The organism is Vibrio sp. IB15 (assembly GCF_016406055.1).
Taxonomy (GTDB): domain Bacteria; phylum Pseudomonadota; class Gammaproteobacteria; order Enterobacterales; family Vibrionaceae; genus Vibrio; species Vibrio chagasii.
Genome location: NZ_JAEFCE010000011.1, coordinates 46,909 through 66,213, shown reverse-complemented (window position 1 = coordinate 66,213; position 19,305 = coordinate 46,909). Strand labels below are relative to the sequence as shown.

16 protein-coding genes are annotated in these 19,305 nt (G+C 45.3%); 6 read left to right on the top strand and 10 right to left on the bottom strand.

Annotated elements, in window-relative coordinates; all coding sequences use genetic code 11:
* Positions 1 to 143 precede the first annotated feature (143 nt).
* The 3 genes from glnL (at position 144) to JC606_RS06045 (ending at position 5,402) form a co-directional block, all read left to right on the top strand.
* Positions 144 to 1,220 (top strand): nitrogen regulation protein NR(II), encoded by a 1,077-nt coding sequence (glnL, locus tag JC606_RS06055; RefSeq protein ID WP_061033103.1) that lies wholly within the window; start codon positions 144 to 146, stop codon positions 1,218 to 1,220.
* 107 nt (positions 1,221 to 1,327) lie between these two features.
* Positions 1,328 to 2,731 (top strand): nitrogen regulation protein NR(I), encoded by a 1,404-nt coding sequence (gene glnG / locus JC606_RS06050; protein WP_198778222.1) that lies wholly within the window; start codon positions 1,328 to 1,330, stop codon positions 2,729 to 2,731.
* Between the two features lie 106 nt (positions 2,732 to 2,837).
* Entirely contained in the window at positions 2,838 to 5,402 is a 2,565-nt protein-coding gene (locus tag JC606_RS06045; protein ID WP_198778221.1) for a bifunctional diguanylate cyclase/phosphodiesterase, read from the top strand.
* Positions 5,403 to 5,485: 83 nt separating this feature from the next.
* On the opposite strand, the gene hemN is transcribed toward JC606_RS06045, so the two are convergent.
* From hemN to JC606_RS06020, 5 genes are all read right to left on the bottom strand, one after another.
* Positions 5,486 to 6,877: an oxygen-independent coproporphyrinogen III oxidase gene (hemN, locus tag JC606_RS06040; RefSeq protein ID WP_137406371.1), complete on the bottom strand. Its 1,392-nt coding sequence runs from the start codon at positions 6,875 to 6,877 to the stop codon at positions 5,486 to 5,488.
* Positions 6,878 to 7,159: 282 nt separating this feature from the next.
* The gene (locus tag JC606_RS06035) at positions 7,160 to 7,648 is read right to left on the bottom strand and encodes a DUF2489 domain-containing protein (RefSeq protein ID WP_008218483.1); all 489 of its coding nucleotides are present in this window, start codon (positions 7,646 to 7,648) and stop codon (positions 7,160 to 7,162) included.
* Between the two features lie 6 nt (positions 7,649 to 7,654).
* On the bottom strand, positions 7,655 to 8,212 hold the full coding sequence (gene yihI / locus JC606_RS06030) for a Der GTPase-activating protein YihI (RefSeq protein WP_008218484.1): 558 nt from the start codon (positions 8,210 to 8,212) through the stop codon (positions 7,655 to 7,657).
* A complete protein-coding gene (locus tag JC606_RS06025; RefSeq protein WP_032498331.1) occupies positions 8,212 to 8,850 on the bottom strand; it encodes a class I SAM-dependent methyltransferase in 639 nt (212 codons plus the stop codon). Before JC606_RS06025 ends, yihI begins: the two co-directional genes overlap by 1 nt.
* A 570-nt stretch (positions 8,851 to 9,420) precedes the next feature.
* Positions 9,421 to 10,038, bottom strand: a complete 618-nt coding sequence (locus tag JC606_RS06020; protein ID WP_102423523.1) for a c-type cytochrome — start codon at positions 10,036 to 10,038, stop codon at positions 9,421 to 9,423.
* 148 nt (positions 10,039 to 10,186) lie between these two features.
* Here JC606_RS06020 and yihA point away from each other — a divergent pair, with 148 nt between their 5' ends.
* Entirely contained in the window at positions 10,187 to 10,846 is a 660-nt protein-coding gene (yihA, locus tag JC606_RS06015) for a ribosome biogenesis GTP-binding protein YihA/YsxC (RefSeq protein WP_032498332.1), read from the top strand.
* A 224-nt stretch (positions 10,847 to 11,070) separates the two neighbouring features.
* Positions 11,071 to 11,670, top strand: a complete 600-nt coding sequence (locus tag JC606_RS06010) for a GTP-binding protein (RefSeq protein ID WP_137406372.1) — start codon at positions 11,071 to 11,073, stop codon at positions 11,668 to 11,670.
* 266 nt (positions 11,671 to 11,936) lie between these two features.
* Here the strand turns inward: JC606_RS06010 and JC606_RS23645 are convergent, their stop codons facing one another.
* The 4 genes from JC606_RS23645 to hemB form a co-directional block, all read right to left on the bottom strand.
* Positions 11,937 to 11,984: a hypothetical protein gene (locus JC606_RS23645; RefSeq protein ID WP_438356636.1), complete on the bottom strand. Its 48-nt coding sequence runs from the start codon at positions 11,982 to 11,984 to the stop codon at positions 11,937 to 11,939.
* A 193-nt stretch (positions 11,985 to 12,177) separates the two neighbouring features.
* Positions 12,178 to 14,976, bottom strand: coding sequence for a DNA polymerase I (gene polA / locus JC606_RS06005; RefSeq protein ID WP_105057726.1), 2,799 nt, complete (start codon positions 14,974 to 14,976; stop codon positions 12,178 to 12,180).
* A 695-nt stretch (positions 14,977 to 15,671) separates the two neighbouring features.
* Complete coding sequence (locus tag JC606_RS06000) at positions 15,672 to 16,112, bottom strand: GNAT family N-acetyltransferase (RefSeq protein WP_198778220.1); 441 nt, start codon at positions 16,110 to 16,112, stop codon at positions 15,672 to 15,674.
* 77 nt (positions 16,113 to 16,189) lie between these two features.
* Positions 16,190 to 17,233 (bottom strand): porphobilinogen synthase, encoded by a 1,044-nt coding sequence (gene hemB / locus JC606_RS05995; protein ID WP_198778219.1) that lies wholly within the window; start codon positions 17,231 to 17,233, stop codon positions 16,190 to 16,192.
* A 208-nt stretch (positions 17,234 to 17,441) separates the two neighbouring features.
* Here hemB and JC606_RS05990 point away from each other — a divergent pair, with 208 nt between their 5' ends.
* Positions 17,442 to 18,203, top strand: coding sequence for a TatD family hydrolase (locus JC606_RS05990; protein ID WP_008218500.1), 762 nt, complete (start codon positions 17,442 to 17,444; stop codon positions 18,201 to 18,203).
* 288 nt (positions 18,204 to 18,491) lie between these two features.
* Here JC606_RS05990 and tatC read toward each other — a convergent pair whose 3' ends face one another.
* Positions 18,492 to 19,244 carry a twin-arginine translocase subunit TatC gene (tatC, locus tag JC606_RS05985; RefSeq protein ID WP_102425553.1) on the bottom strand — a complete coding sequence of 251 codons (753 nt, stop codon included), beginning with the start codon at positions 19,242 to 19,244 and terminating at the stop codon, positions 18,492 to 18,494.
* Between the last annotated feature and the right edge of the window lie 61 nt (positions 19,245 to 19,305).

Below are 19,305 nucleotides of genomic sequence, written 5' to 3'. Positions count from 1 at the left end.
TAACATCAATTTTTGCCTGTTCTCAGCAGCTTTTCGCGACTTTTATGAATTATCTTTAGCTTCTGATTGATATGCGCCATACTTGAACTTAGCTACGCACCAATTTGGTGCAGTAAGAAAAACACCAGTTCAAGGACGAAACAGTGAATCGATCAGCCAAAAGCGACAGCATAGATACACACCATCTTTCCAACGCCATTCTCGACAATATGGTGACTTCGACATTGATGCTCGATGAACAGTTATACGTGCGATACGCCAACCCGGCGGCTGAACAACTCTTTTCACAAAGTGCGAGACGCATTGTTGATCACCCACTAAGTCAACTTATCCAACACGCCTCGCTCGACTTAGCACTGCTTACGCAACCTCTACAAAGCGGCCAGAGCATTACCGACAGTGACGTGACCTTTGTCGTCGACAACCGCCCGCTGATGCTTGAGGTGACGGTTAGTCCAATTACCTGGCAGCGTGAAACCCTGTTGCTCGTAGAGATGCGCAAGATAGACCAGCAAAGGCGCCTTAGCCAAGAGTTAAACCAACATGCGCAACAACAAGCGGCGAAGCTGTTAGTGCGCGGTTTAGCTCATGAAATAAAGAACCCTTTAGGTGGCTTAAGAGGGGCAGCGCAATTACTTGGAAAGATGCTTCCCGATCAGTCGCTGAATGAATACACCCAGATCATTATTGAGCAAGCCGACCGCTTGCGCGCTCTGGTCGACCGCCTACTTGGCCCACAAAAGCCGGGAACCAAGTCTGAAGAGAACCTCCACCAGATACTCGAAAAAGTCAGACAGTTGGTCGAGCTCGAGTCCGGATCCACACTGGCGATTGAGCGAGACTACGATCCAAGCCTGCCACCAATAGTGATGGACTCAGCGCAGGTGGAACAGGCGATGCTCAATATCGTGAGCAATGCGGCGCAGATTTTAAAGGCACAAGATTCAGGAAAAATTACTATTCGCACCAGAACGGTGCATCAAGCCAACATTCATGGTCAGCGACACAAACTCGCGGCACGTATTGAGATCAGCGATAACGGTCCGGGCATCCCCGATGAATTAAAAGACACCCTGTTCTACCCCATGGTCAGTGGCCGTGAAGGCGGCACAGGGCTGGGACTATCCATTTCTCAGAACCTGATCGACCAGCACAACGGAAAAATCGATGTTGAGAGCTGGCCAGGGAACACCACATTTACGATTTACTTGCCGATTTAAACGAAGTGACACCTATCAATGAGAAACTGAGTTTCAGGCAAGGAACGAATACAGAACAATAAAAACAATGATTATCACAATAGATTTGGCTGCAAAGGAATTGAATTATGAGTAAGGGATACGTTTGGGTCGTCGATGACGACAGCTCTATCCGCTGGGTAGTAGAAAAGACACTTTCATCAGCTGATATAAAGTGTGAAACATTTGCTGATGCAGAGAGCGTACTACTTGCACTTGAGCGCGAGACGCCCGATGTACTGGTGTCTGATATCCGTATGCCCGGCATTGACGGGATCGAACTATTGCACCAAGTGCATCAGCGCTCTCCCGACCTCCCGGTGATCATCATGACGGCGCACTCCGACTTAGATGCTGCAGTCAATGCTTATCAAAAAGGTGCCTTTGAATACCTGCCTAAGCCATTTGATATCGATGAGACGCTAACGCTCGTAGAACGAGCGATCGCCCACCGCCAAGAGCAGAAGCGCGAACAAGCCAGTGAGGCCTCTGAAGAGACCAATGCGCCAGAGATCATTGGTGAAGCTCCGGCAATGCAGGAGGTATTTCGGGCTATTGGTCGTCTGTCTCGCTCATCAATATCAGTACTGATTAATGGTGAGTCGGGTACTGGTAAAGAGTTGGTTGCTCACGCTTTGCATCGTCATAGCCCAAGAGCAAAAAAGCCTTTCATCGCACTCAATATGGCGGCAATACCGAAAGACCTTATCGAATCCGAACTGTTTGGTCACGAGAAAGGTGCCTTTACCGGCGCTAACAGCGTTCGCCAAGGACGTTTTGAACAAGCCAACGGCGGCACACTATTTCTGGATGAGATCGGTGACATGCCACTCGATATTCAAACTCGTTTGTTGCGTGTACTTTCTGATGGTCAGTTCTATCGTGTCGGCGGTCACTCTGCAGTTAAGGTAGACGTTCGTATCGTTGCGGCAACCCACCAAGATCTAGAACGACTAGTGCATGAAGGCGATTTCCGTGAAGATTTGTTCCACCGACTCAACGTTATTCGGATTCACATTCCTGCCCTACGTGAACGTAAACAAGATATCGAAAAGTTGACTCATCACTTCCTAGCCTCAGCGGCTGAAGAACTTGGTGTGGAAGTGAAGACACTGCACCCAGAAACCATAATCAAGCTGAATCAGCTAAATTGGCCGGGTAACGTGCGTCAACTAGAGAACATCTGTCGTTGGTTGACCGTGATGGCGAGCGGTAGTGAAATCCTTCCTTCAGACCTACCACCGGAGCTATTGGAAGAAAAAACCGTCGCACCATCAGGTACTGGAGATAACTGGCAGCAGCTACTTGCTAATTGGGCAAAATGTGCGCTTGATTCAGGAGAAAAAGAGCTGCTCACTTATGCTCTTCCGGAGTTTGAACGTATACTGCTAGAGGCTGCACTCAACCATACGAATGGTCACAAACAAGACGCAGCCAAGGTTTTGGGCTGGGGAAGAAACACCCTAACTCGTAAACTCAAAGAACTGTACTAGGCTTATATGACTCTCGATGCAGCTACTTTTTAACCAAAAAAGTGTCGCTTGGTTTGAATAGTGTCGGTACGATTACAGTACACTATTCACCAAAGTTGTAGCAACGATGTCTTTGAAAACACAAATTACATTGAGAACCGCTGTGGTTCTGCCCTTCGTGCTGATTTTTCTGTTCACTATGGGCGTAATGGTTTTCACTCAAAAGCAAAGCTACCAAGAGATGGTGAGTGATATTAGTGCACGCCAGCTAACATCACTCACAGATAACGTTCATCAAAGCCTAGATGAGTTCTTAGAGAAGCCATTTCACGCCAACCTCTCGTTAAGCCAAAACATCGGCTATCACAAGCTGTATCAGCCTGGAAACCTTAGCAAGGTTCAAGACTACATCCTTTATAAGTTTTCTGACCATTTCACAGCCGTCCCTCAATTAGATGTGATCGGCTTTGGTTCAGAAGACGGTAACTATGTCGGTTTTCGTAAAGAGGCCAACAACGGCTATACCTTAATGCTCCAAGATGACCGCACTCAAGATCAGCTGGTTATCTATCGCGGCAGTAAGATCAGTGACGATATTCGCTCGGTCATTTCCGGATACGATCCTAGAGTTCGTCCTTGGTATCGCCCTGTTGTCAATGACAAACAGCCGTCATGGTCTCCAATCTATGCCAACGCGGACGAACGCCAAGAGATCACCCTTTCAGCTCTTGCTCCTATCTATGACGACAACGAGTTCAAAGCGGTTATCGTTAGCGATATCAAGATCAACACCTTCAACGCGTTCTTAAGAGAACTGAAGGAAAAAACCGATGTGTCAGTTTACGTCATCGATCAACAGCAACGTTTAGTCGCCCACTCTGGCGCTGGCAGTGTGATTTCTTGGGGAACAGGCAAAACTAATAGAGGCCAACGCTTATTAGCTACCGAGAGCGCTAATACAATAATACGCGAGAGTGCTAGCTACGTTGACCAACTGCACTTGATTGAAAATATGGGCGCCCAACGCTTCAGGTTTACCCTAGATGGCGAACAGTACTTCAATCAAATCACTCCCTACCAGGATGAGCATGGCATCACTTGGTTTATCGGTATGTCGATACCCAAAACCAACTTGCTTGGCGAGCTGCCTGAAAATCAAAGAAATAGCTGGCTAATTGGACTTACCGTGAGCTGCATTGGCATCATCCTAGGCTTAATCGCCTTTAACCGTGTTACTCAGCCAATCACCTCAACCGCTGATGCGGCAAAGCGCCTTGCCAACGGTGATTGGGATACCAATATGCCGAGGTCTGGCCATATCTATGAAACCAGTATGTTGGTTGAAGCGTTCAATGAAATGGCCAACAACTTAAAGGCCTCATTTAAGCAATTGCAGTCTCAACTGACCTACGACTCGCTCACTAAGCTATATAGTAGAGAAGGTTTGATCGATGCCGCTAAGAAGAGTGCAGCTAACGAGAAAGGCACGCTATTCTTGGTGGGTATTGACCGCTTCCGCGACATCAATGACAGCCTTGGCCATTACAATGGTGACCAACTATTGATCATATCCGCGGCACGCTTACGTGGCATGCTACCTTCAGAGTATCTACTGGCTCGTACTGGTGGTGATGAGTTTGCTATCTACGCACCGAGCGTCACTCAAGAGAGTGACGTTCAGCTGCTGACAAATCGCCTACTGCAGACCTTCGCCTCTCCGTTTGCAATGGAATCTGAGAGCGTGATGATTAAAGTCTCAATCGGTATTGTCCATGTGTCCAATGAGCAAGATTTTACCGTGTGGCTTCGTAATAGCAGCATCGCATTGAGTAACGCCAAGCAAGACAAAGCCCGCGTCAGTATCTACAGCCCGGAAATGGGGAACGCTTCTAGGCATAGAACCAAGATGTTGGCGCGCCTCAATAAAGCGATCGACCTTCAACAGTTCGAACCATTTTATCAGCCAATCATCGATCTCGAATCAGGCTCAACCATAGGGGCTGAAGCGCTAGCGCGTTGGGTAACAGATGAAGGCATTATCTCACCATTAGAGTTTATTCCTCTTGCCGAGGAGAGCGGCCTTATCTACGACATAGGTAAGCAGATCCTGCATAAGTCTTGTCGAGATACGGCTATCGCAATCGAGTCAGGCAAGTGGAGTGAAGACTTCTCTATTCACGTTAATCTCTCGGTTGACCAGCTTAGTGAGAATGGGTTCATTGATTTAGTGAAGAAGACTCTGAGTGACACTAAGCTACCAGCGAAGAACCTCACCTTGGAGATCACCGAATCGCGAATCGTCGATAACGACCCAACGGTCATCGACAATATGCTGACACTCAAAGCATTAGGTATCTCAATTGCGATTGATGATTTTGGTACCGGATATTCGTCGCTGGCCTACCTACAAAAACTGCCTTTCGACTGCCTTAAGATCGACCGCAGCTTTGTCAGCAAGCTCGATAAAGAGAACCTAGACAGCTCAATTGTTGCCGCTATCGTCAATATCACCAGAGGCTTCAAGGTTAGCTTAGTCGCTGAAGGGGTTGAGACTCAGCAGCAAGCTGACTTGCTTAAACAGCTGCAATGTTCGCAGGCGCAAGGCTTCCTATACAGTCGCCCGGTGCCGTTTGACCAATGGCCGACTGACCTTGCTAACGCTAAACAAGGCCGCAAACAGACTACTGCCTAAGCAAGCTAAGATTAGAGTAAGCCGAATACAAAAATGCCAGCATGATGCTGGCACTTTTTATGTGTTTATTCTTGAACGAGTGATTAGATAACGCGCGAGAACTGCTGTTGGCGAGCCTTAGCACGCAAGTATTTATCGAAACACATACAGATGTTACGAATCAACAGACGACCACGAAGCGTTACACGGATTTCTTTGTCGTCGACTTCAACCAAGTCATCGTTAATGAAAGTTTGCAGAAGCTCTAAGTCTTCTTTGAAGTAACAATTAAAATCAACAGCGAACTCAGATTCGATCATCGTCTTGTCGAGTTTAAAGTTACAGATCAGCTGCTTAATCACTTCACGACGCAGTAAATCATCGTTATCTAGTGCGACACCTTTCCAAAGCGCATGACGAAGGTCATTCACTTGAGCGTAGTATTTCTTAAGTTCTTTTTGGTTTTGCGCGTAAGAGTCACCCACCATGGAGATAGCCGACACACCAAAACCTACTAGGTCACATTCGCCCTGAGTCGTGTAGCCTTGGAAATTACGGTGCAACACACCTTCACGCTGCGCCACTGCTAGCTCATCTTCAGGAAGTGCGAAGTGGTCCATACCGATAAACTGGTAACCAGCACCCGTTAGAGTCTCGATAGTATCTTGCAAGATCGCCATCTTTTCTTCAGCTTTTGGTAGGTCTTCATCTTTAATCTTACGCTGCGCCGCAAACAGTTGTGGCATGTGAGCGTAGTTAAATACCGATAGACGACCCGGTTTCATCTCAAGCACTTGCTTCAGCGTTTCAGCGAACAATGCTTGAGTCTGCTTCGGTAGGCCGTAAATCAAATCTAGGTTCGTTGAACGGAAGCCAAGCTCTTTAGCACGCTGAACCATAGCGACGATGAACTTTTCATCTTGCTCACGATTAACCAGCTTTTGCACTTCTTTATTGAAATCTTGAACACCGATACTCAGGCGGTTGAAGCCTTCGTTACGCAGGTGATCCAGCACGTCGAGTTCAATCTCACGAGGGTCAACCTCGATGCTGATCTCAGCGTCAGCAGTGAAGTTAAACTCATCACGTAGAATCATCATTAGACGCGTGATTTGTGTCTTGCTTAGGAAGGTTGGTGTACCACCGCCGAAGTGCAATTGAGTCACTTCGCGACCATTCAATAAAGAAGCACGTTGGCGGATTTCATGCTCAATCACATCTAGGTACTCGTCCGCTTTGTGCGAGTGACGAGTAATCACCTTGTTACAACCACAGTAGTAACAAAGCTTATGGCAGAACGGGATATGCACGTAAAGCGACAGTGGACGCTCTGGGTATTGCGTACACGCCATGTCGTAATCAGAGACGGTAAACGCTTCATGGAACTCCAACGCAGTTGGGTATGAAGTGTAACGAGGTCCCGAATAGTTGTACTTGTTTAAGATTTCTTGGTCCCAAACGATTTGCTGATTCGTTGTTACTGGCTTGCTCGACATAGCGGTACTTCCAATTTAGATCCGCGAGAACGTAGGCTCTCTCAAATCAATTTACATACATTAAAATATAGATGGGTTATTTTGCCACACGACCTGTAAGGTCGTTTCAAGACAAAATCCATTTTCTAGATAAAAACTCAGAACTGCTAGCTTGATCACTAACAATGCACCGGAATACGGAGGTGCAAAAGGTAAGAAGGCTCATTTAGCACTCGGGTTAAAGATAATTCATCTTAAAAACACCGGTAGTAAACAAGCCTCTATATTTAATAGTCTTAGCGACTAGATCATCTGGATGTTGATTTGGTTGTTAAGAGGCTTAACCTTCTCCTGCAACCTTTTCAAATCCTCGATGACAGCATCGTTCAAGCGAGTCTCTGCCTTGTGGCGTGTGAGATTCTGCTGCATGCGCTCTTTCTTTGTCAGCTCCTGCCTTTCTTCTCCGCGCGCCATATCTTTAACAATATGGTACAGCTCGGAAAGGGCCGGATATTCTGCGTCAAGATCGACACGCTCATCTCCCTGAACATTATCCATGATGATACACACTCGGATACTGATCTCAGGCAAATCACACTGGCCTTGAATACCCGCAAGACACAAAGTATTTACGTTTTCGTAAATCGTCGCGTTACGTTTTTCAATCGCTAGTGCTTGATGCTGCTTTTGCAACTCCGTCTGCTTCTTCACTTGAAGTAGAAGGTAACCTGCGTAAGAGCCCAAGCCGAGAATGATAATTCCACCAGCAATTGCTAATAAGGTTACGTTCATTGGCTATTAACCTTTAAAGCTGTCTAAGTCGATGTCTTCGAACTGAGATAACAAGTCTTCGTCAGAGCTTGCTTTCTTTTTCGATACAACGGGTGCTTCTTCGAAGATTTCTTCTTCATCGTCTTCTGGCTCTAGCAAACCTAAACGGCCCATTAGGTGCTCAATGCGATCAAGCTTCTCATCAACGAACTTCTGTAGACCAGCACCTAGGTTTTCACCATTTTCGATACGGTCTAGTAGTGTGTTCAGCTGTGGATCATTCTCAAGCATCTCTAACTCTTGCTCGTTAGATAGCTTACGCTCTTGCTTAGTCAGCTTCTTCACTGGTTCAACGATCAGTGGGATTTTTTTCTTGCTACCTAAACGTGGGTCGCGATCTTGTGCAGCTTTACGCTGTTTTGCTTCGCTACCATCTGAGTGGCGGCTACCCGATTTTAGGCCCTTGCGCTTTTTAATACGCTTACGTTCACGACCTTCAACGTCAGATTCGCTACGGTTACGAGTAACGATAACTTCAGGAGCACCATATGCTCCCGGCTTTCTAGATTTTTTACTACGGCTCATTACTGGGTCTTCCTCAGTAAAATTACATCATTTCCAATAAATTCGAGTTCGAGCTTATCCCGCTCAGCCAAAAACTGGAATGTTTGACGACTAAAGAAGACGACATGTGTCGGGTCATTCTTATAGTGCCAACCAGCAAACGCGTCCACGTCTATTACTAGCTTGGTCATCAGACCAATCCAGCCCTTGGGCTTAACTAAATTCAACCATTGCTGCCACACCTTATCTGGGTGGTAAAGATGCTCTATCACCTCGGTGGCAGTCATAAAGTCATACGTTTTCTCCAGCACAGAAGTTTCTGGGTGGTAGTAAATATCGTATAACTCCATGGTGTGTCCGGCTTCTTCTAACATAATAGATAGCGTAGGGCCCGGGCCACAACCAAAATCCAACCCGTGTGAGTTAGATGAAATTTTGTCTGTTAATGGATCCGCGATGCGAGATAAAAAGCGGCGATAGCCGGCATCACTAGGATCATTCTCATGGAGATCATAGTGCGCTTTCTCTTCGTTTGCTTCTAACCTTTGATCTGGTTTTACAAATACCAGCTCACATTGCTGACACTGCAGATAGGCTCTGCGTTTGTCTTCAAAATAGTGATTCACGCCATGGTGATGACATAAGGGACAAGTATACATAGCACATCCTTAAACAGGGATGCGAAACATACCAGAAACTGCGTTTATAGTGGAGAGGTATTGGGTGTTTTTTCATCAAATCAATAAAAAAAGCGATAGGAAAACCTATCGCTCTCTAAATCTGCCTATATCGGCCAAAATTTGCATACTCAACTTGGTACACAAATCTCCATTTGTTATTGGTGCTTTCCATGCCAAATTTGTTTGTTGTTCATCGTCCTGATGAGTTTTGGCTATCCTTTTCTAACACCTTGTTGCTGGGCTGTCCTAGCCTGATCCGTTTCTGTCTATACCGTTAGACTAGATGATCATCCATATCTAAGTCAGCTCCTAGCTGATGGCGGTTACTTTACCGTGTTACAAAAAGACTACAATAGTGCGACTTCACACTTTCGCACACAAATTGATCACACATAGATAAATTAGACATAAAAATACAAAGCATCACCAATATCTATTAAATGGCACTTAAAAAAGAAAACGCCCCAATCATTTCTGATCAGGGCGTCTTCTTCAATCTCGCTCGAACGTACATTTCTTCACTCTGGCTAAGAGCGAGAAACCGACAAATTAGTGTAGACCACCAACGTACTTCGATAAGGTATCAATTTCTGCGTCTGTTAACTTTTTAGCTACATCACGCATCATCGCATTCATGTCGTTATTACGGCTACCATCGCGGAATTTTTCAAGTTGAGCCTTGATATATTCTGCGTGTTGGCCTGAAATTTTAGGGAAACCTGACAGCTCGGTGCCGTTACCACGAGGGCCGTGACAAGCGATACACGCTGTTAGGCCGCGCTCTGCGTTGCCCGCTGTGTATAGGATCTTACCTTCTTCAACTACGTTCTCAGGAGTAGAGTTATTAGAGATTGGCAGAGATGCGTAGTATGCCGCTAGGTCAGCCATGTCTTGTTCAGACAGAGGCATCGCCATTGCACCCATTACAGGTTCATTACGACCTTGCTTACCACCACTTGTCATACCTAGCTTAAGCTCTTTTAACTGCTTCTCTAGGTACTTCTCATGTTGACCAGCCAACTTAGGGTACTGAGTGATCAGACTGTTGCCGTCAGCACCGTGGCAGGCAACACATGTTTGTGATTTGGCTTTACCAGCTTCAATACTACCTTGAGCCCATACTGAGCAGCTGGCTAAAAGACTCAAAATTAGCGCTAATTTCTTCATGACATTCCATTATAATTATCAAGCTTCCAGTACCACTCTATGTTGCCACTCATGGTACAATAGGCGACCTTATGCCGAGCACGGTTATTTTACACAAATTCACAAAAAAGTAATCAATCGACTACACAAAGTCGAGATGGAGTTAACAGTGAGCGTAAAAATTCATTATCAAAACACGCATTTCATTACCAGTGCACCTGATATTCGTCACTTACCAGAAGACGAAGGGATCGAAATTGCGTTTGCAGGACGCTCCAATGCTGGTAAATCTAGCGCGCTAAATCGCGTTACCAACCAAAAAAGCTTAGCGAAAACCAGTAAAACACCTGGTCGAACTCAGCTTATTAACCTATTTAAGGTAACCGACGGTTGTCATATCGTCGATTTACCTGGATACGGTTTTGCTCAAGTACCGCTTGAGATGAAGAAAAAGTGGCAGAAGTCGCTAGGTGAATACCTACAAAAACGTGAATCGTTAAAAGGTTTGGTGGTATTGATGGACATTCGCCACCCGATGAAAGACCTAGACCAACAAATGATTTTCTGGGCCATTGATAGCCGTATTCCAGTACAAGTACTGCTAACTAAGGCCGACAAGCTGAAACAAGGCGCGCGTAAAGCACAGCTGCTGAAGATTCGCAAAGATGCAGAGTCTTTCGGTGGTGATGTCGCTGTTGACGTATTCTCTTCATTGAAAGGCATTGGTGTTGACCAACTGCGTAACAAGATGGATGAATGGTTTGCTCCAGCGCTTGCTGAACAACTCATCGACGAGCTAGAAAACGAAGAGCACAACGATTCAGAGTAACCTCTATATATAGAGGGAACACATAGCGAATCGATCGCGACTTCAACAGATCTCACCTTATCAATACCCTGCCTTATATAGGTGGGGTATTTTTTTGTCTATAAATTAGCGGTTTAAACTCAAAAACCAAGAATAAAAAGCAAGATAAACCCGCTACAAACAACAGAAGTGAACCATACTAAAAGACAAACTTTTATAAACAGTACAATGAGAAAAGAACACTCATGTGGAAAATACCCCTAGTCACAATGGCACTGATAATGGTTTCATTTTCAGGGTTCGCCTCTGAAGCAGACACAACAGAAACTCCGCTGATCAACGTTGATATGACCTTAGACTTAGATGGTATGGAGAAATACGCTCAAGATGCGAGTGAGTCTCTTGAGGTAATATCACAATCGCTGCAGGCCATCGTTAATAACCCTAACCTTAGCGACGAGCAACAACTGGCGCTTAATCAAACGGTTGAAAGCATTAACAAACTCGCCGACACCACCAAAACCTCGCTCAAGCAACTGCCACAAGCCTTAGACCAATCACGCGCCGCCTTTAAGCAAACAAGCCAAACGCTGATCGATGATATCCAAACCAAAATCATCATCGCGTTGGTTGCCGTTGTGGGTGTGATTATTATCGCCCTAACCGCGATTTATCTACTGATCTTGAAGCCTATGCAGCAAACCTTGGTAAAGGCGACCAACAATATCTCCTCAATGGCGCAGTCCATACAGATCACCGCCGAAGCCCTCAAGTACAGCACAGAAAAACAACAGCAAATCATGGACTACATTGAGCATTCACCCACTCAATGCACTGATAAATAGGGCGCGAGCGATCAATCCTTTATCGGCAACTTGTAAAATAAAAGTTATTTCAAATGATAAAACAATCATTTTATGTGTGGATTTAAATTACCAATTGCTGATTGAATTCCAAATTCACCACGAATGAAAGAGAGAAAGAATACACGTAAAAAGCGTAATAAAAGCACTAGAAATGAGGCGTTTTTCAGGGGGAGCTGTGGGGTGGAAATATTTTTCTTTCGCACAAGAAAAAACGCCCCAGTCAAATACTGACTGGGGCGGCTGAATCAGCCTAATCCAATAACGTGAAACAAAAGGTCTGAAAGATAGAACATCTTACCTCTGTACCCTACGAGATTTAATGTACAACAATTGCTCAGAAATGAAAACAATTTTTGTAGTTTTTTTTCATGAATGTTTTATTAAAACACCCAAACTCTTTTCCCAACCCAACTTTATTTGAGACAAAAAAAAGCCAGTGTTTGTGCACTGGCTCATACTAATTTGCTCAATAAGGTCAAAAACTGATTAGTGGGCTTGATCCCAGTTGTCACCGTGGCCAGCTTCCGCCACCAACGGTACTTCTAGCTCAGCAGCAGATTCCATCAATTCTTGTACTTTACTTTCAATTTCGGCTAAAGATGACTCTTCCACTTCAAATACCAATTCATCGTGTACTTGCATCAGTAGCTTAACTCGGCCATCACCTTCCGCTTGAATCCATTCATCAACCAGCAGCATCGCTTTCTTAATGATGTCTGCGGCTGTACCTTGCATTGGCGCGTTGATCGCTGCACGCTCAGCTGCCTTACGACGCATGCCATTACGAGATTGAATTTCAGGTAGGTGCAGACGACGACCGTAAATGGTTTCAACGAAGCCCTGCTCTGAAGCTGCGCTGCGTGTGTCTTCCATGTACTGCATCACACCAGGGTAACGCTCGAAGTAAGTATCCATGTAGTGCTGTGCTTCACCACGAGGAATACCTAGCTGCTTAGCCAAGCCAAAGGCACTCATGCCGTAGATAAGACCGAAGTTAACCGCTTTAGCACGACGACGTTGCTCTGAAGTCACATCCTCAATATTAACGCCAATGATCTCAGCTGCGGTTGCCGCGTGGATATCTTTGCCTTGTTGGAAAGCTTCCAGAAGCGCTTTATCGCCCGATAGGTGCGCCATGATACGCAATTCAATTTGAGAGTAATCGACCGCTAGAATCTTCCAACCATGCTGTGCAACGAATGCTTGGCGGATACGACGACCTTCTTCATTACGAATTGGGATGTTCTGCAGGTTTGGATCCGTCGAAGACAAACGACCTGTCGCCGTTACCGCTTGATGATACGAGGTGTGAACACGACCCGTTTCCGCGTTGATCATCTTCGGTAGTTTGTCAGTGTAAGTAGACTTCAGCTTCGCAAGACCACGATACTCAATGATCAACTTAGGTAGCGGGTAATCTAGCGCCAGTTCCTGTAATACTTCTTCATTGGTTGAAGGCGAGCCAGATGGCGTTTTCTTGATAACAGGCAGACCCATTTTCTCAAACAGAATCGCTTGCAGCTGTTTCGGCGAGTTCATGTTGAACTCTTGCTCGGCAATCTCGTAAGCTTTCTGCTCTAACTCATCAAGACGAACCGCAATCTCTTGTGACTGTGCACCTAGCAACATGTCATCGACGAATACACCGGTACGTTCAATGCGAGACATGACTGGAATCAGAGGTACTTCGATCTCTTCATAAATCGCTTTTAGCTTTTCATCTTGCTCGATATTTTCCATCAAGCGGTTATGCAGACGCAGTGTTACGTCAGCATCTTCAGCCGCATATGGAGACGCTTCACCCAACTCAATCTGGTTGAACGTCAGTTGTTTCTTACCTTTGCCCGCAATCTGCTCAAACGAGATGCAGCTGTGTTGTAAGAATCGTAGCGCTAAGCTGTCCATGTCATGTTTACCGCCAACGCTATTAAAAACGTAAGACGCTAGCATGGTGTCATGCTTAATGCCTTTCATCTCGATACCGTAGCGCGCTAAAACGCTCATATCGTACTTGAGGTTTTGACCCACTTTAGCCTGTGCATCATCTTCAAGAATCGGTTTCAGCTGTTCTAGTACCCAATCACGATCCAGTTGCTGTGGTGCGTCTAGGTAGTCATGAGCAACCGGTACGTAAGCGGCAACGCCTTCTTCGGTTGCGAATGATAAGCCAACCAGGTTAGCCACCATGTAATCTAGGCTGTCTGTCTCAGTATCAAAAGCAAACACCTCTGCCGCTTTCAACTTCTCTAGCCAAGCGTTGAAACTCTCTTCATCAAGAATGGTCTCGTACTTGCTACGATCAATCGTCACTGCTGAAGTGTTCATTTCAACGGTTGAGGTTGCCGATGCACCACTGCTACGTACAGCGCCAGATTTCTCATCGGCTTCAACTACGCCAGTACCGCCCTCAAGAAGCTCATTCAGCCAAGATTTGAAGACCAGTTGACCATATAGCTTAATTAGCTCATCGGTGTTTGGTTGGGTTTTTACGAGTGACTCTGGTGTCTCTTCAAGTTCAACATCCAGTTTAATCGTCGCCAGTTGGTAAGACATTTCAGCGTTGTCTTTATTATCGATAAGCTTCTTAGCCATCGTCTTAGAACCACGGAAACCAAGCGCTGCAATATCATCTAGGTTTTGGTACAACTTCTCGATGCTACCAATGCCTTGTAGTAAAGCAGTTGCTGTTTTGTCACCAACACCTGGAACGCCGGGAATGTTATCCACTTTATCGCCCATCAGTGCAAGGTAGTCGATAATCAGCTCAGGTGGGATGCCAAACTTCTCTATCACGCCTTCGCGATCCATCACCACGTTGGTCATGGTGTTGATCAAAGTAACGTTGTCATCAACCAGTTGGGCCATATCTTTATCGCCAGTACTGATCAAAACCGGCATGCCCGCTTTAGATGCTTGAGAAGCCAGCGTACCAATCACATCATCCGCTTCAACGCCTGGGATCGAGATAAGTGGTAGACCCATTGCGCGAATCACGTTGTGCAAAGGTTCGATCTGACAACGTAGATCATCCGGCATAGGTGGACGATTAGCCTTGTACTCTGGGTACATGTCATCACGGAACGTCTTTCCTTTTGCATCAAAAATAACCGCAATACGATCAGAAGCAAATTGACGCATCATGCTGCGCAGCATGTTAACTACACCGTAAACCGCGTTAGTCGGGATATCACCATTGCTCATGGTGCCAGGGTAAGCATGAAACGCGCGATATAAGTAAGAAGAGCCATCGATCAGAATCAATGGATTATCAGGAATACGAGCCATAATGTTTGTGTATCCAGTAAGTACAGAAATTATCTGTTAAGAATGCCACGTCTGTTGGTTGGATTCCACGTTGTCGATCCGTATCCGTTCACTCGGTTGTGTTCGATATAATCAATTTGTTGTTATTTTTTGTTCTTAGATATAGGCGTTCTGTGGATAACTCTGTTTATATTATTTACCCACCCTGTTGAGAACTAAGGCAAACAACGCAAAAAACACAAACAAACCATTGAAAATAAAGTAAAAATTTACAGATCGAACAGATGATCAACGATCTTTTTAAGATCTTGCGTTGTGGAAAAGAATGCTGATGGCGTTTTATTCATAAAAATACGTGCCACTAAATATGCATCTTGTTGAAATGGTAGGCATAAAAAAAGCGACACCCGAAGATGTCGCCTAGCAAAAACCGGTAAAGCCATTCAAATTGAATACCACAGCTGTACCTAAAAGCTATAAATTACACTGGAAGCAATGTGAGCAATGTCGTGTCAAAAAGAACTTAGTACAAGTTCGCGAGAATTCTGTTGGGTAACCAAGTTGATACTCGATTACTTAACATCCTTGTGAACATTTCCTCATTCCCTAAGACAGGTTTAATAATAATGATTCTCATTTAATAGTCAACCACTAAATGATAATAAATCTCATTTAATTTCATTTGACTGATTAATGCCACGAATTCGAGAAGTTACTTATGCCGATAGTTGCTTCACGAAATGAATACGATGCTCTCGAATATCCTCTTTTTCTTCCAGTTTTTCGATTTGGTAACCATTCCTCAGTAATAGGCGCAGCATAGCAGGAAACTGATTACGCGATTTCACTTTGAGTTGTTGGTAGCCTTGTTGTTTCACCCACTGCTCTTGCACATCTAATTGAGCCTGTGCGACTCCTTTGTTTCTCGCGAGCGGCGATACACCACCAAACCAACTGTAAAAAGTGTTCGGTTCCAATTCATAGCCGATCTTAAACCCCAGTAGCACACCCTCTTCTTCCGCGACCAAAATCAAACTCTTCTTGTCTGATAAGCGTTGTGAAAGAGAAGCCACACTCTCTTTTTGAGCAAACTCGTTAATCTGCTCAACAACCGCAACCACTTCTTCCAGCGAGCCTTCACGTACGATGACTGACATACTTTCCCCCCTCATAAACGAAAGGGTTGGCACGACGGCCAACCCTTTAAATACTCTTTTAGCTTAACCTAAAGTCGTTACTTTTCTCTTAGGTGCTCTGCGGCCTTTGCATTGTCTTCAGCTAGCCACTCAGCGACATCTTTAGCAAAGTAAGTTAGGATGCCATCCGCACCAGCACGCTTAAAGCACAGTAGTGATTCCATAACTGTATCGCGCTCTTTCAGCCAGCCGTTTTGAATCGCCGCTTTGTGCATCGCGTATTCGCCAGACACTTGGTATGCATACGTCGGAGCTTGCAGCTCATGCTTCACGCGGCGCACGATATCTAGGTAAGGCATGCCCGGTTTAACCATCACCATGTCCGCACCTTCGTTAAGGTCCATAGCGACTTCGTGAATGGCTTCATCACTGTTTGCAGGATCCATCTGGTAGTTCTTCTTGTTACCACCTTTCAGGTTAGATGCACTGCCGACAGCATCACGGAATGGGCCGTAGTAGCACGACGCGTATTTCGCAGAGTACGCCATGATTTGGGTGTGAATGTGACCCGCTTCTTCTAACGCTTCACGAATCTTACCGATACGGCCATCCATCATATCCGATGGGGCAACCACATCAGCACCCGCTTCAGCGTGAGACAGCGCCTGTTTGATCAGCACTTCTGTTGTCTCATCATTCATCACGTAGCCATCTTCATCGATGATGCCATCTTGGCCATGTGTGGTGAACGGGTCTAACGCGACATCTGTGATAACACCAATGTTCGGCACATGTTCTTTTAGTGAACGTACAGCACGCTGAACCAAACCTTCAGAGTTATGGGCTTCAGCCGCGCATAAGCTTTTAGCATCTTGGTTCACGACTGGGAATAGAGCAATCGCAGGAACACCCAATTTAGAAAGGTAATCCGCTTCCTCAAGCATAAGGTCGATCGACAGGCGTTCAACACCCGGCATAGACTCTACAGGCTCGCGGCGGTCTTTACCCATTAGGATAAACATTGGGTAGATTAGATCATCCACAGACAATTGATTTTCTGCCATTAGGCGACGGCTAAAGTCGTGCTTACGCATACGGCGCATACGGCGACCTGGGTATTGACCTTGAATTGAAACAGACACTAGATTCTCCTTGCCTAGTCTAAGTACCGAAATACTCAGATATGAAAAGTGCTAAATACAGGCAAAAGCATATCACTGATGGCTCAGGACGCTAGCAGTAAAATATAAAACCCACTCAAAAACAGGGAGAAATGGCAAAAAATGACCTTCTCCTCACACTGCCGTATACTCATGGCAACTCAGTAAAGACCGCATTCAGGACAAAACAATGATCGACACTCATGCTCATATTTACGCTAGCGAATTCGATGAAGACCGCGAACAGGTAGTGCAGCGCGCACTGGCTCAAGGTATTGATACGATTCTACTACCAAACATCGACCTAGAATCTATCGAGCCAATGCTAGCAACGGAAGCTCAATTTCCGGAAGTATGTCGTTCAATGATGGGCTTACACCCTTGTTATGTGGATGGAAATATTGAAGAAACGCTAAAGACCATTCGCGCTTGGTTCGATAAACGCGACTTTATCGCAGTGGGTGAAATCGGTATCGACCTCTACTGGGATAAAACCTTTAAAGCCGAACAAGAGATGGCTTTCGTTACCCAACTGCAGTGGGCAAAAGAGCTCGACCTGCCGGTGGTGATCCACACTCGCGATTCAATAGAAGAGACCCTGACTCTGCTAAAACAAGAACAAGACGGCAGCTTACGTGGTGTATTTCACTGCTTTGGCAGTAGCCTAGAAGAAGCTCAAGCGATCAATGCGCTCGGCTTCCACCTTGGTTTAGGGGGGGTGTCGACCTTTAAGAATTCAGGTATGGATAAGGTGATTCCACACCTTGATATGGACTTCGTTATCTTAGAAACAGACTGCCCTTACTTAGCGCCAGCGCCAAACCGTGGTAAACGCAATGAACCTGCGTACACAGAGTTAGTCGCAAAGCGCATTGCAGAGCTAAGAGGCATCACTCTAGAAGAGGTTGAAAAAATCACAACAGCCAACGCTAAATCATTGTTTAATTTATAAATAATATAGATAACCAATTTCTATTGTTTTCAATAAAATTCATTTGTTAAAACAGGGTGACATGTATATTATCAACCGCCAGCATATAGAGGTAGTTAATAATGTGTGACCACTCACAATACTTACAACGTCAGCATCGAACTCTATGGCATAAAGTCTTGGGCATTAAAGAGCTCTATGTATGTCAGAACTGTGGCTATCAGTTGAAAATTCGATAACGAAGAAGAATAAAAAAAGCGGCCTAGGGCCGCTTTTTTTATTCTTTGATTTTTGCTGCAGAGCTCTGACTTACGATTCCGCTTCTTCTTCATCAGCATCAGGCTTACGCACATAAAAGCGAGCGAAGAACAGACCGATCTCAAACAGGATACACATTGGAATCGCCAACAGTGTTTGAGAAATCATATCTGGTGGTGTCAGCATCATACCGATAATAAAAGCACCCACGACAATGTAAGGGCGCTTCTCGGCTAGCGCTTTAGGTGTCGTTGCACCCGTCCAACACAACAAGATAATCGCCACTGGTACTTCAAAGGCAATACCAAAAGCAAAGAACAGTGCGAGTACAAAATCAAGATAACTCGATATGTCCGTCGCAAACTCTACCTGCCCTAACGAGATAGCCGTAAAGAAGCTGAATACCAATGGGAATACCACGAAGTAAGCAAACGCCACACCACAGTAAAACAACAGAGAACTTGAAGCCAAAAGTGGCATGATCAAGCGCTTCTCATGCTTGTATAAACCCGGAGCCACAAAAGCCCACACCTGATACAAAATAAACGGCACCGCAACAAACACAGCAGCAATTAACGTTAGTTTTAAAGGTGTGAAAAATGGCGATGCAACATCGGTTGCGATCATCGTCGCCCCTTCAGGTAGACGATCTACCAAAGGTGCTGATACGAATTCATAAATATCATTAGCAAAATAAATTAGCCCGATAAACACCACTAAAACGGCAAGAATCGAACGTAGTAGTCGATTGCGGAGTTCTAGAAGGTGACTAATTAAAGGCTGTGTCTGCTCAGTCGAAGACATTTCAAACCTCTTAAACAGGAAGATCGAAAAGGAGCCGCATGTACCTGGCGCCCCCTCCTTG